Source organism: Amycolatopsis stemonae (assembly GCF_054781455.1).
Map to the genome: position 1 here is coordinate 475780 of NZ_BAAGUJ010000006.1, position 12490 is coordinate 488269.

Sequence of the window (12490 nt, forward strand, 5' to 3'; positions counted from 1 at the left end):
GCACCGAGCCCGGCACTCGCGCGGAACGGCGCAAGGCGCACACGCGGCAGAAGCTGATCGACGCCGCGGACGTGGGTTTCGGGTCCCTCTACAACCACTTCTCCAGCAAGACGGAGTTGTTCGAGGCGGCCGTGCCGGAGGTGCTGGAGGAACTCGGCCTGCTGCTGGACGAGCTGGCCGGCAGGGTCGGCGATCCGGCGATGGCGTTCGCGCAGTCGGTGCGGTTGACCGTGCGCCTGGCGGTGGCGCGGCCGGAGATGGCCCAGGTGCTGGTGCGGCACGGGATGGCCTACATCGACGCCGACGAAGGTCTCGCTCCGCGTGCCCTGCGCGACATCGAGGCCGGTGCGGCGTCGCGTCGGTGACCCCCGGATCGCCCTGGCGACCACCGCCGGCGCGCTGCTGGCCGTGGTGCACGTGTCGCTGGTGAATCCGCACGGCGTCACCGACGCGACGTGCGACGAGGCGGCCGAGCAGCTGCTGCGGATGCTCGGCGTCCCGCCCGAGGAAGCGCGCGAGATCGCGACGGCGCCGCTGCCGCCCGTCGACCAGGTCTGACGACCGGCACGACACCGGCCAGGCGGGCAGTTCGGCGATGGTCGCCCGCTTGTGCTGCTCGCCACGGCGTGCCACGGGTCGAACGACGGGACGTCGTCGGCGTGGCGTCGCGACGACCCGGTGCGGCGACAGATCGTCCGGCCACCGCGGATGCGTTCTCGACGGGCATCGTGTCGAGGTCGGTGCACAGCTGGCCGCGGAGTTCGTACTCGGCGTCGTTGCCCGCGAAGCAGCCGACGACGAGGTCGCGCAGCGTTGGCGCGCGGGGTGTCGCTCTCACGCCGTTCCCGTGGCGAGGTCGGCCGCGGTCCAGGCCAGGGCGATCGCGCCGTCGAGCACCGCGCGGTCGGCGGCCGGGGTGACGCAGGCGGCCGCGAACTCCGGCTGGTGGTTGACCGCGGGCGCGCAGCCGAGGCCCAGCATGGGGTGGATCGTGCGGACGACGTGCGAGACGTTGCCCATGTCGGTCGCGGCACCGGTCACCCCGCGCGGCAGGTCGGGGAAGACCCGGCCCAGTGCCTCGGCGTTGGCCCGGTACGCCGCCAGCAATGCGGCGTCGGGCCGCAAGTCCGCGTAGTCGGGGGAAACCGGGGTGATCGACACGGTGCAGCCGGTCGCCAGCGCGCCGGCCTCGAAGCACCGCGTCACGCGCTCCTTCAGCGCGGCGAGCTCGTCCAGGTTTTCGGTCCGGACGATCCAGCTGCCCCGGCTGGCGTCCGGGATGACGTTGGCCGCGGAGCCGGCCTCGGTGACGATGCCCTGGATCCGGTCGCCGGCCGCGGTCTGCTGGCGCAGCAGGCCGACGGCCACCTGCGCGACGGTCATCGCGTCGGCGGCGTTGACCCCGAGCTGCGGGTAGGCGCCCGCGTGGGCCGGTTTTCCGCGGTAGGCCACTTCGAACTGCGCGACGGCCGAGCCCGGCATCGCCGCCATCTCGACGGCGGCCGGGTGCACCATCATGGCCGCGGTGACGCCGTCGAACGCGCCGCGGTCGAGCAGCAGCACCTTGCCCCCGCCGCCTTCCTCGGCCGGTGTGCCGAGCACGGTGACGGTCAGCCCGAGGGCGTCGGCCACGCCCGCCAGGCCGAGTCCGGCGCCGACCGCGGCCGCGGCGATCACGTTGTGCCCGCACGCGTGCCCGATGTCCGGCAGGGCGTCGTACTCGGCGCAGAGCACGACGTGCACCGGTCCCGAGCCCACCGTCGCGCGGACCGCGGTGGGCAGGTCGTAGCAGCCGTGCTCGACGGCGAATCCCGCGTCGCCCAGCGCCTCGGCCACCCACGCGCTGGCCCGCACCTCCTCGAACGCGAGCTCCGGGTGCGCGTGGATCCGGTGCGACAGGCCGACGAGGCCGTCGCCCGCCGCCCGCACCCGCCGCTCGATCACGTCCTTCACGAGCCGGCCGCCGCGAGGTGCACCGACGCCGGCCGCGTCGCGGCGTCGAAGGCCGCCCGTGCCCCGGTGGCGCCCATGCCGCTTTCGCCGGCAGGCTCGTACAGCCGCTCGGGACCACCGCCCTGCCACTGGTTGACCCAGGTGACGCCGGCCGGGATCCGGGCGGCGGCCTCGGCGTGGCCCGGGTCGGCGGTGTAGACGGTCGCCGCGAGGCCGTACCGCGACCGCGAAGCCCGCTCCAGCCCTTCCTCGAACGAGTCCACGACGACGACCGGGGCGACCGGGCCGAACGTCTCCTCGGTCATGACCAGCATCGAATCGTCGACGCCGGTGAGCACGGTCGGCGGGTAGAAGAAGCCCTTCCCGTCCGGGACGACACCGCCGGTGCGGACCTTCGCGCCCTTCGCCACGGCGTCTTCGACGTGCCGCGCGACGACGTCCCGCTGCCGCCGGTCGACCAGCGGGCCGAGCACGACCCCGTCGTCGAGGCCGTTGCCGACCGGGAAGGCTTCGGCCGCGGCGACCAGCGCCTCGACGAACGGCTCGGCGACGTCGCGGTGGACGTAGATCCGTTCCATCGACGTGCAGATCTGGCCGGTGTTGACGAACGCGCCGAACGCCACGGCGCCGGCGGTCGCGACCGGGTCGGTCCCCGCGTCGACCACCACCGGGTCCTTGCCGCCCAGTTCGAGCACCGCGCGGCACAGCCGTTGTCCGGCCGCCGCGCCGACGCGCTTGCCGGTGGCGACCGAGCCGGTGAAGTGCACCAGCCCGATCCGCTCGTGCCCGGCGAGCGGGACCCCGGCCCTGGCGTCCCCGAGCACGAGGTTCACCACGCCCGGCGGCAGCCCGGCCAGCTCGGCCAGCCGCGCCACCGACAGCGGCCCGCGTTCCGACGGCTTGACGACCACCGTGTTCCCCGCCGCCAGCAGCGGGCCGATGCCCGCGAGCACCGCGGTCACCGGGAAGTTCCACGGCGTGATCAGGGCGGTCACGCCGAGCGGGTGGCGCAGGATCCGCGTCCGGCTGCCGTCGGGGTGTTCGACGAGCTGCTCGAAGTCGTAGGAAAGCGCTTCCTCCGCGGCGGCGCGCAGCCCGGCCACCACACCCGCGAGGAAGGTCTGCCCGATCCCCAGCGGCTTGCCCATCTCGCGGCATTCCAGCTCTACGAGCTCGTCGGCGTGGGCGGCGACGGCTTCGGCCCACGCCGAAATCCGCGCGACGCGCTCGGCGACGGGGGTCGCCGCCCAGGCCGGCTGCGCTCCGGCCGCCGCGGCCACCGCGCGCTCGACGTCCTCGGCCGAGCCCGCGGGGTGCCGGGCGATGACCTCCTCGGTCGCCGGGTTCACCAGGTCCAGGAAGTCCTCGCCGCGGGAGTCCGTCCACCGGCCGCCGATCAGGTTCTGCAGTGTCCTCAAGGGTTTCCTCAGCTTTCAGTCGAGCCGGTCGGCCATGAGCTCGCCGGCCATGATCGCGGCGAGGTTGGTGTTGGCGCGGGGGACGAAGGGGAAGATCGACGCGTCGACCACGCGCAGGCCCTCGACGCCGAGCACGCGGCAGGCGGGGTCGACCACCGTGCTCGCCAGCCCGGGGTCGCCCATCCGGCACGTGCTGGTGGCGTGCTGCGAGTCGCCGACCGTGGCCAGCAGGTGGTCGTCGAGCTCACTGTCGTTGTCCAGCACGGCGAAGAGCGCTTCGTTCGCGCTCTCGACGGAGCCACCCAGGATCGGGGCGGTCTCCTCGGCGCGGGCGAGCTCGGCCAGCGCACGCACGCCGGCCCGCAGCCGCGGGAGGTCGAGTTCGTCGGACAGCATCCGCTGGTGCACCAGCGGCTGGACGTCCGGGTCGGGCGAGGTCAGGCCGACTTCGCCGCGGGAATGCGCGTGGTTGAGCCAAACCCCGTACGCGCCGGCCCCGGCACCGGTGTTGGCGAAGGCCATGGCGAGCACGCTCTGGTTCATCGAGACGAACATCAGGTCGCCCTCGGGCGCGCCGGGCCCGCTGGTGAAGCGGACGCAGACGTTGGTGTGCCGGTCGTCCGGCGTCTTGATCGCGACCGCCGCGGTCAGCGGCAGCTGGATCATCGCGATCGGGTGGTCCTGCAGGCCGAGCCCGACCGGGAGGTCGGCGCGCACGTCGATGCCGAGCGAACGCAGGTGCCCGGCCGGGCCGATGCCGGAGCGCAGCAGGATCGCCGGCGAGTGGATCGCGCCGGCGCTCAGCACCACGGTGCCGGCGAGCTCGGTCGTCGCCGTCCCGCCGGTGACGACGCGGACGCCGACCGCCCGGCCGCCCTCGAAGAGCACCCGGTCCACCAGCGCGTCGCCGCGGATCGTCAGGTTCGCCAGCTCGCGGCCGGGTTCGAGGTAGGCGTCGTTGACCGACACCCGCCGGCCGCCCCGGGAGTTGATCGGGTACGGCGAGACGCCGGTCGCGCCCGGGGCGTTCACGTCGGGTGCCCAGCCGTAGTCGGCCGCGAGGGCCGCGCGGTGCAGTGCGGCGTCGACGGCGCCCCATTCCTCCTGCGGCGTCCGGTGGATCGGCGTCGGGCCGCCGCGGCCGTGGTAGGGGGCCTCGCCGAACGCCTCGTCGTCCTCCAGCTTCGCGAAGTACGGGAGCACGTCTTCGGGCGCCCAGCCGGGCAGGGCCCAGTCTTCGAAGTCGGCCATCGGCGGGCGGATCGCGATCTGCCCGTTGATCGACGAGCTGCCGCCGACCCCGCGGCCGCGCCAGTACGGCGCCGGCGGCTGCTTCTCGGTCCGCGTCGAATCCAGACCGGGCCACACCATGCCTTCGGCCGCCGTCGGGTGCAGCAGCGCGACGATCGGGTTGGGCGAGCGCCACGCCTCGGGCATCTCGGCCGAGCGGTAGTCGCGGCCGGCCTCCAGCAACAGGACGCGCTTGCCCCGCTCCGCCGACCGCACCGCGAGCGCCGAGCCGGAGGATCCCGCGCCGACCACGATGAGGTCCCAGCCGCTGTTCGTCATCTGCCTGCTCCTTCGCCGGGTCGCCGTCGTGGCTAGAATGTGCCCCAGCCGTATGTTCAGTCAAGAGTGAATATTCAGTTTTTCCTGAGCTATAGTGAGAGGTGCCGATGACCTTGTCCGCGGGCGGCGAGCGCGCGCTCATCGAGGACTTCGGCCTGCGCATCGGCCGTGCCATGGGGTGGCCGCCGATGGCCGGGCGCACCAGCGGCGTGCTGATGCTCAGCGAGAAACCCCTTACGCTGGACGAACTCCAGGACGCCCTCGGCGCGAGCAAGGGGTCGGTGTCGGAGATGACGCGGCTGCTCATGGTCAACGGCGTCGTCGAGCGGTACAAGGAGCCCGGCAGCCGCCACTTCGTCCACCGCTGGCGCGACGACGCGTGGATCGGCTGCCTGCAGCACCAGGTGACGATGAACCGCGAGCTGCTGGAACTGGCCGAAACCGCACAGGACCAGGGAAAGCACCTCCCGCCCGAGCAGCGCGGCCGGCTGCGGCAGATGCGCGACTACTACGTGTTCATGACCGAACAGCTCGAAGCGCTGCTGGCCGAATACACGCGACGGGCGTCGGGCTGACGAATCCGTTCGACCGAGATCCTTCGCCCGTGATGCGGAAGAAACGTCGATGAGCGCTGGAGCCGGGATGGGGATCGTCTGGCTGGCGATCTGCGTTCTTTTGGTGACGACGGTGTTCGTCGTGTATCGGCGGCGGGAGAAGACCGGAGGTCTCGGCCAGGTCCCGCCGCCGGTTCCTGAGCACGCGCGCCAGATTGCCGCGCTGCGGGACGAGGACTACGACCTCGTCCTGCGGGGCGGAGCCTGGGTGAACGGCGTCAACGTGACATGGCCGTTCGCGGAATTGCTGGTCAGCCGAAACCAGATCGAACTGCGCGTTCGGGCTCTTGTGCCGATCCGGATCGCCCGCGCCGAGGTGACCGGCGTACGTCGGGTGCGTGGCCCGTTCAGTCGCGGCTTCAAGTTCCGGACCGATTCGGGCCGGTTGGACAAGGTGACCTTCTGGCCCACGGGCAAAGCCGCGAAACAGCTGGCCGAGCTCGGATGGCGGTGAAACGGCCGTTCGCCACCGGACGGCTCTGAAGGGACGCCGCGGCCGAGAAGTGGCTGCGTCCCGGCTATCGCGTTTTCACCTGACCGCCGGGCACGAGGTGGACTTCATCGTGGAGGGCGTGGACGACTGACGGCGAACGTCCGCGGTCGGTGCGGTAGCAGGCACCACCACGAAGCCGGAACCCCGGGCTACTGATCTCGGCGGCCCGCGGCGGCAAGGTTGCGCCGGAGGGCCGCGGCCGGCGGCGTCACCACGACTTCGGTGGAGGAATCCCATGACCGTTCGGACGATGCCCTGGGCGCCACGCACGGCCGGCTCGCCGGGTGTCCGGGCACGGCCCCGGGGCAGCTGGGCGCCCAGGGTGCTCGGCGCGGTCGCCGCGGGGCTGGTGCCGTGGGTGTTCGTGCTGGGGCGGTCCCTGCCCGCGACCACGCAGGTGCGGCACTGGCCGGCCGTGTGGATCGGGCTCGACCTGGCGGCGGCGCTCGGCTGCGCGACCACCGCGCGCCTGTTCCACCGCGGCGACGACCGCGCCCGGTTGTCGGCGTCGGCGGTCGCGGCGCTCATGGTGATGGACGCCTGGTTCGACGTCCTCACCGCCCAGGCCGGTGCGGAATTTGCCCAGGCCCTTGCCTGCGCCGTCCCGGAGCTGGCCCTGGCCGGGCTGTGTACGTGGCTTGCCCTGCGCAACGCGGAAGGGCCTGTCGATCACCCGTAGGCGCGGAGGCAGAGCTGGTACCAGGTTCACCACGAGGGCGGGTACAGGCTTCATGGCACGGCCCTCGTGCCGTGCCCTAGCGTCGTGTCATGACGATTCCAGCCGGACTGAGACGCACGGTCCTCCGGGTACGGCGGGACACCGGCTTCCTCGCCGCCGGTGTGCTGCCGCACCTGGGGCTGGTGCCCGTGTGGGCCTGGGCTGCGGCGACCACAGCCCGGACGGGGGACTGGCTCCTCACGGTTTCCGTGTCGGCCGCGCTGGTCCTGCTCGGCACCCCGGTGCTGACGGCCGTTCAGCGGGCTCGCTACCGGGTGCTCATCGGTGTGGACGTCCCCCGGCTCACCCGCGCCGCGCCGGAACGAGGGACGTGGGCCTCGACCGCCCGGAGGGTCGCGGCGACGCGGCCTTGGCGCAAGATCGGCTACTACCTCCTGCTGGGCCCGCCGCTCGCGCTGCTGGAGCTGCTGGTGCTCGCGGTGGCGGCGGCATGCCTGGCGGGCGTCACCGCCTACGCCTGGTCATGGGCGCTGCCGGCCGGCATCCGCCAGGACTGGTTCGGCTCCCTGACCCAGCTGCCGGTCTACACAGCGGCTGGACTCCTCCTCCTGTGCGCCCTGCCCTGGACCGCGCGGGCGGTGGCCTCGGCCGAGGCGCGGCTGGCGTCGGGCCTGCTCGGGCCCAGCCGGGCACAGCGACTTCAGGAGCGGGTCGATCAGCTGGCCGTGAGCCGGACCGACTTGATCGAGGCCGTCGACGCGGAGCGCCGCCGGATCGAGCGCGACCTGCACGACGGAACCCAGCAGCGGCTGGTGTCCCTCGCGGTCAACCTGGGGCTGGCCATGGCCACCCGCCCGGACCTGCCGGGTGCTGCCCGCGAGGTGATCGCGAAAGCGCACTCGGAGGCGAAGGAGGCGATCGCCGAACTCGACGACCTGGTGCGGGGGCTGCACCCGGCCGTGCTCGAAGACCGAGGTCTGGACGCGGCGTTGTCCGGGCTGGCTGCCCGTACACCCCTGCCGGTGCGGCTGCGGGTCGATCTGGAAGAGCGGGTGGCGCCCACCGTGGAGTCGGTCGCGTACTTCGTGATCTCCGAGGCGCTGACCAATGCCACGAAGCACGCCAACGCGATGCGTGCAGAGGTGATCGTCCGCCAGGTCGGCCAAGTGCTGCGCGTGCGCGTGACAGACAACGGGCTGGGCGGTGCCGACGCCGCCGCCGGCACCGGGCTGACCGGGCTGGCCAAGCGGGTCGGCTCCCTCGACGGGGCCTTCCACGTCAGCAGCCCCGCCGGCGGGCCCACCACCATCACCGCGGAGCTGCCGTGCGCGCGGTGATCGCCGAGGATTCGGTCTTGTTGCGGGTCGGCCTGACCAAGGTGCTGGAGACGGGCGGGTTCCAGGTCGCCGCGGAAGCCGGCGACGCGGAGGGGCTGTTGGCGGCCGTGGCGGAGCACCGGCCCGAACTCGTCTTGATCGACGTCCGGATGCCGCCCGGCTTCACCGACGAGGGGGTGCGGGCGGCGATGGAGATCCGCCGGCGCTGGCCGGGGACGCCGGTGGTGCTGCTTTCGCAGTACGTGGAGGAGCGGTACGCGGCTGACCTGCTCTCGGCGAACACCAGCGGTGTGGGCTACCTGCTCAAGCAGCGGGTTGCCGACGTCGCCGACTTCGTGGCCGCGGTCCGGCGGGTGGCGGACGGGGGTACGGCCCTGGACCCGCAGGTCGTCGCCCAGTTGCTGCTGCGGCGCGACAGCGACCCGCTCGCGCGGCTGACCCCTCGCGAACGGGAGGTGCTCGGCCTGATGGCCGAAGGGCGCTCCAATGCCGGCATCGCGCAGGCGCTGGTGGTCAGCGAGAGCGCCGTGGCGAAGCACATCAACAACATCTTCGCCAAGCTTGACCTGCCCGTGGTCGACGCGGACCACCGCCGCGTCCTGGCCGTGCTGCGCTTCCTGGGAGCGTCCCGGGCCTGACCTTCCCCTCGGTGAGCACGATCTTCGGCCGGAGCATCAGGCCGGCCGGACCCGGGACGTCCGGCCGGCCCGTTTCGGCGGGTGGGCGCGCTGCCGGGCCCGGTCGGTGAGCACGTCGAGGATCCGCTGCCACGCCGGGGACGCCTCGGCGACCCGGACGGACACCAGCGTCATGCTCCCCGGCCCGTCGCCCTCGCCTTCCTGCTCGATCTGCCAGGCATCCAGCTCGTCGATGAGCCGGTCCACGCGCGGATCGCGCGGGTCCCAGTCGATCGACTGGTCGCAGAGGAGGTACTGGTGCGTCTTCGCCGGGTCGTCGAACCTGGCGTTCCGGTCCTCGATCCACTGCGGCATGGCGCACGGGTCCAGCGCCTGCATCAGGATCCACGTGTCGCGCTCGAGGCGTACCGTCCGCTCGCTGACCCCGAGCGCGCGCATCCGGTCCAGGATCGCGACCACCTCCGGCGGCAGCACCAGCCCTTCGCCGCCGGCCAGCGCGGCGATCCGGCGCCGGTGCTCGGTGAGCTGGTCGACCTTGCGCCGCAGTTCGGCGTCGATCTCGGCGATGGCCGCCGCGAACTCGGCCGGCTGGGCGTGCAGCACCGCGTCGATGCGGGCCAGCGGCACCCCGGCGTCGGCGAGGGCCCGGATCCGGATCAGGTCGACCGCCGCCTGGGCGCGGTAGCGGCGGTAGCCGGAGGCGTCGCGTTCGGGCTCGGGCAACAGGCCGACGTGGTGGTAGTGGCGGACGGTGCGCACGGTCACGCCGGCGGTCGCCGCGAGCTGGCCGATCGTGAGCACCGGCTACCTCCGCTCCTCGGAAAGGCGTGGCCGCGTCGAGTCTAGGTGCGACCCACCCGCTCCACGACGGCGCGGATCGCTTCGACCACGACGTCGGGCCGCTCGAAGCACAGCTGGCTGTGGCCGACGCCGGGCACGACCCGCCGCTCCCCGTGCGAGACCGCGCTCACCACCGCCGCGACCATCTTCCTCCGGCCTTCCGCGATCGCGCGCAGAGTCCGCTCCGAGATGCCCTGCTGCGCCTGCTCCGACGTCAGCGCCTGCTGGGCCGGGTCGACCCCCTCCGTGGTGAGGGCGATCAGCGGGACGTCGGGAAGATCCGGCCCGGCCCGCAACTCGTCGGCGAGAGCGACCAGGTTGCTTCGCTCGGCGAAGCCGCTCCGGAGCCCGTGATCGCTCACATGGGCGTCGATCAGCGACTGCCGCACGTGTTCCGGGTACTGGACCAGGAGTTCGGCGTACATCCGGCGGAGGTCCGGGCGCCGGACGTGCGCCAGGTCGGGTGCCATCCGCTCGCCCGCGGACAGGCCCGCCTCCGCGGGCATGAACTCGTCCCAGTCCCGGTGGAAGGCGTCCAGCCACACCAGGCCGGCCACTTCCGGCGGGTACAGCTGCGCGAACCGATGCGCGTAGGCGCCGCCGAGGGAGTGCGCGACCAGGACGTACGGGCCGTCGATGCCCTGGCCGTGCAGCACCTCGTGCAGTTCCGCGGCGACCGCGGCGGCGGTACGCGGCAGCGGCACCGGGTCGCTGTAGCCGGTCCCGCCCCGGTCGTACACCACGGCGGCGGTGAACCGTGCTACTTGCCGCTGGACGAGGAAGTAGTCCAGGCCGACCATGCCGGCGCCCGCCAGGACGACGACGGCCGGCCCGCCCTCACCCGACCGGTGCACGAAAACGCGGCGCCCGCGAATCTTCCGGAACTCGCCGACCGGCGGAACGAGGACGGTGCTGTTCGTCATGCCACCAGGTTCCGACCCTGACGCACGGTCAGGGTCAACCCCCGGCGACGCGCCCGTTTCGACGAGACGCGCCCCGATGCCCTAGCCCGAGACGCTGGTCCGGTAAAGAGTCTCGATGTCGGAGTCGAAATAGCTGCTGTAGGACACGTCATCGTCTCCGCCGGACTCGAAACCGCCGATGACTCCGATGACCGTGCCGAGGTTCGTCGCCGGGTCGGGGTCGAGAACCCATGGGGCGCCGCTGGTTCCTTGCGGAAAACCGGGACAGGAGATCTGCATCTGGTGCGCGCCTTGCCGGGTCGTGACGTTCTGGCAGGTCACCGGTTGCTCGGCGGAGTCGGGGTATCCCGTGAGCTCGACCGTGGTGGCGTAGCCACGATCGGTGCCCAGCCGGTCGGCTCCGGTGAGGCTTTGCAGCGTGGCGGGGTTGCCGTCCTGGTGAACGAGGAGAAAGGCGAAGTCGAGGTCGGGGTCGGACGTGGCTTCCCAGCCGGGAGCGACGAAGATGTCCGTGACGGCCCACGCGCCGAACGGCGCGATCCCGTCGTGGTAGCCGGGTTCGAACAGCACGTTCGGGTAGGGCCCGCCCCCTGCGCCTTCGTGGACGCAGTGCGCCGCGGTCAAGACGAGGTTCCCGTGCGGGCTGTCCACGACACTGGCCGAACAGTAGTGACCGTCGCCGGAGAACAACGCACCTACGGCGAGCCGGCTGCCGGCGTCCACCGCGTGCGCGCGGGCGCCTCCGGTGTCGGCCGACGGGGCCGGTGCGTCGGAGCGACGGGGTGTGTCGGCCGGCGACGACGGGGGAGGCCCGGTGGTGGCCGGCGGCGAGGTCAGGATCGCCGTGGCGACTCGTTCCGGGGCCGGAGCGGAAGTCCTGGGGCTCGGCCGGTCGTATCCGGGAGCCCGCGGCGCCACCGCGACCGCGTCCTCTGTCTCGTTGCAGGCCACCGACGCCGTGGCAGTGAAGGAAACCGTGGCGAGCAACGCGAACATCGCCGACACGCGAGCCCAGACCATGCTTGCCGGTTCCTTCCCTCCGTTTGCGAACAGAATACTGATGCCCGGCGAAGGCGGTCGCCGAGCCGGGAATGGGCCCGTCGTGAGGGAATTGTCTGTCCTGAGAGGAGCCTGAGAGCGAACGAGAATCTCGTTGGCCGATCACGGCCGTGCGGCCCGAGGCACGGTTTACACTGCCTCCCTCCATGAAGAGAGGAACCACCCGCGATGCGCGCGTCCTGGCGGAACCGGCTGCTCCGACCGATCCAGGTCCGGCTGGCCAACACGGTGACGGACGCCGTCGCTCCGCTGCTGGCGCGGCAGGAGCAGCAGCTCGCCGAACTGCGGGCGGAGAACAAGCGGATCTACGATCGGCTCATCGAGTTCGAAATCCGGACGCGCCGCGACATCGTCTACGCCGCCGATCGGCAAGCCACCCTCGAATCGGCCGAATTCGTCCGCGACCACATGCCCGCGGCGCCGCGCTTCGACGATCCGCACCGGACACTCGAACACGCGCTCTCGCTCGCCCCCACGGGTGGCATGGCGCTCGAATTCGGGGTCTACACCGGCACGACGTTGAAGATCATCGCCGCGGCGCGGCCCCTCGGTGGCGTCTACGGCTTCGACTCTTTTCAGGGCCTGCCCGAAGACTGGCGCATCGACTTCCCCGCGGGCAGGTTCAGCGTCGACGGCCGGCCCGAGGTCGCCGGAGCCGAGCTGGTCGTCGGCTGGTTCGCCGACACCCTGCCCGGCTTCCTCGCCCGCCATCCGGAACCGGTCGACTTCGTCCACATCGACGCGGATCTGTACAGCTCCGCGAAGACCGTGCTGGACCTGGTCGGCCCCCGGCTGCGGCCGGGCGCCGTGCTGGTGTTCGACGAGTTCTTCAACTTCCCGGGCTGGCAAGAGCACGAGTACCGGGCGTTGCGGGAGTACGCCGAGCGGACCGGCGTGTCCGTCGCCTACGAGGGATACTCCTACGCCAACGAGCAGGTCATCGTCCGGATCACCGGGTAGTCCTGGC

At 72.4% G+C, this 12490-nt stretch carries 12 protein-coding genes and 1 pseudogene; 7 read left to right on the forward strand and 6 right to left on the reverse strand.

Annotated features, from left to right (window positions below; genetic code table 11):
* Positions 1 to 71: 71 nt before the first annotated feature.
* Positions 72 to 558: pseudogene (locus tag ACYVLJ_RS24925) on the forward strand (TetR/AcrR family transcriptional regulator).
* 276 nt (positions 559 to 834) lie between these two features.
* On the opposite strand, the gene ACYVLJ_RS24930 reads toward ACYVLJ_RS24925, so the two are convergent.
* The 3 genes from ACYVLJ_RS24930 to ACYVLJ_RS24940 are packed head-to-tail and all read right to left on the reverse strand — an operon-like array spanning position 835 to position 4940.
* Positions 835 to 1953, reverse strand: a complete 1119-nt coding sequence (locus ACYVLJ_RS24930) for a M20 family metallopeptidase (RefSeq protein WP_460440554.1) — start codon at positions 1951 to 1953, stop codon at positions 835 to 837.
* The gene (locus ACYVLJ_RS24935; protein WP_460440555.1) at positions 1950 to 3371 is read right to left on the reverse strand and encodes an aldehyde dehydrogenase family protein; all 1422 of its coding nucleotides are present in this window, start codon (positions 3369 to 3371) and stop codon (positions 1950 to 1952) included. Before ACYVLJ_RS24935 ends, ACYVLJ_RS24930 begins: the two co-directional genes overlap by 4 nt.
* Positions 3372 to 3386: 15 nt before the next feature.
* Entirely contained in the window at positions 3387 to 4940 is a 1554-nt protein-coding gene (locus tag ACYVLJ_RS24940; RefSeq protein ID WP_460440556.1) for a GMC family oxidoreductase, read from the reverse strand.
* Positions 4941 to 5047: 107 nt separating this feature from the next.
* On the opposite strand from ACYVLJ_RS24940, the gene ACYVLJ_RS24945 reads away from it, so the two are divergent.
* The 5 genes from ACYVLJ_RS24945 (at position 5048) to ACYVLJ_RS24965 (ending at position 8701) form a co-directional block, all read left to right on the forward strand.
* Positions 5048 to 5515 carry a GbsR/MarR family transcriptional regulator gene (locus ACYVLJ_RS24945; RefSeq protein ID WP_460440557.1) on the forward strand — a complete coding sequence of 156 codons (468 nt, stop codon included), beginning with the start codon at positions 5048 to 5050 and terminating at the stop codon, positions 5513 to 5515.
* 67 nt (positions 5516 to 5582) lie between these two features.
* Positions 5583 to 6008, forward strand: a complete 426-nt coding sequence (locus ACYVLJ_RS24950; protein ID WP_451983586.1) for a hypothetical protein — start codon at positions 5583 to 5585, stop codon at positions 6006 to 6008.
* A gap of 274 nt (positions 6009 to 6282) precedes the next feature.
* Positions 6283 to 6726, forward strand: a complete 444-nt coding sequence (locus ACYVLJ_RS24955; protein WP_460440558.1) for a hypothetical protein — start codon at positions 6283 to 6285, stop codon at positions 6724 to 6726.
* An 89-nt stretch (positions 6727 to 6815) separates the two neighbouring features.
* Positions 6816 to 8063, forward strand: coding sequence for a sensor histidine kinase (locus ACYVLJ_RS24960; protein ID WP_460440559.1), 1248 nt, complete (start codon positions 6816 to 6818; stop codon positions 8061 to 8063).
* Entirely contained in the window at positions 8051 to 8701 is a 651-nt protein-coding gene (locus ACYVLJ_RS24965; RefSeq protein WP_460440560.1) for a response regulator transcription factor, read from the forward strand. Before ACYVLJ_RS24960 ends, ACYVLJ_RS24965 begins: the two co-directional genes overlap by 13 nt.
* 36 nt (positions 8702 to 8737) lie before the next feature.
* On the opposite strand, the gene ACYVLJ_RS24970 is transcribed toward ACYVLJ_RS24965, so the two are convergent.
* The 3 genes from ACYVLJ_RS24970 to ACYVLJ_RS24980 form a co-directional block, all read right to left on the reverse strand.
* Positions 8738 to 9502, reverse strand: a complete 765-nt coding sequence (locus tag ACYVLJ_RS24970; RefSeq protein WP_460440561.1) for a MerR family transcriptional regulator — start codon at positions 9500 to 9502, stop codon at positions 8738 to 8740.
* A 41-nt stretch (positions 9503 to 9543) separates the two neighbouring features.
* Positions 9544 to 10464, reverse strand: a complete 921-nt coding sequence (locus ACYVLJ_RS24975; protein WP_460440562.1) for an alpha/beta fold hydrolase — start codon at positions 10462 to 10464, stop codon at positions 9544 to 9546.
* An 81-nt stretch (positions 10465 to 10545) separates the two neighbouring features.
* Entirely contained in the window at positions 10546 to 11484 is a 939-nt protein-coding gene (locus ACYVLJ_RS24980) for a trypsin-like serine peptidase (RefSeq protein WP_460440563.1), read from the reverse strand.
* Between the two features lie 207 nt (positions 11485 to 11691).
* Between ACYVLJ_RS24980 and ACYVLJ_RS24985 the strand changes: the two genes are divergently transcribed.
* Positions 11692 to 12483, forward strand: coding sequence for a class I SAM-dependent methyltransferase (locus tag ACYVLJ_RS24985; protein ID WP_451983600.1), 792 nt, complete (start codon positions 11692 to 11694; stop codon positions 12481 to 12483).
* Positions 12484 to 12490: the final 7 nt, after the last annotated feature.

Coding starts and splice junctions, on each gene's coding strand:
- ACYVLJ_RS24940 (WP_460440556.1), bottom strand. CDS start 4,940: ATGACGAACAGCGGCTGGGACCTCATCGTGGTCGGCGCGGGATCCTCC.
- ACYVLJ_RS24945 (WP_460440557.1), top strand. CDS start 5,048: ATGACCTTGTCCGCGGGCGGCGAGCGCGCGCTCATCGAGGACTTCGGC.
- ACYVLJ_RS24950 (WP_451983586.1), top strand. CDS start 5,583: ATGGGGATCGTCTGGCTGGCGATCTGCGTTCTTTTGGTGACGACGGTG.
- ACYVLJ_RS24955 (WP_460440558.1), top strand. CDS start 6,283: ATGACCGTTCGGACGATGCCCTGGGCGCCACGCACGGCCGGCTCGCCG.
- ACYVLJ_RS24960 (WP_460440559.1), top strand. CDS start 6,816: ATGACGATTCCAGCCGGACTGAGACGCACGGTCCTCCGGGTACGGCGG.
- ACYVLJ_RS24975 (WP_460440562.1), bottom strand. CDS start 10,464: ATGACGAACAGCACCGTCCTCGTTCCGCCGGTCGGCGAGTTCCGGAAG.
- ACYVLJ_RS24980 (WP_460440563.1), bottom strand. CDS start 11,484: ATGGTCTGGGCTCGCGTGTCGGCGATGTTCGCGTTGCTCGCCACGGTT.
- ACYVLJ_RS24985 (WP_451983600.1), top strand. CDS start 11,692: ATGCGCGCGTCCTGGCGGAACCGGCTGCTCCGACCGATCCAGGTCCGG.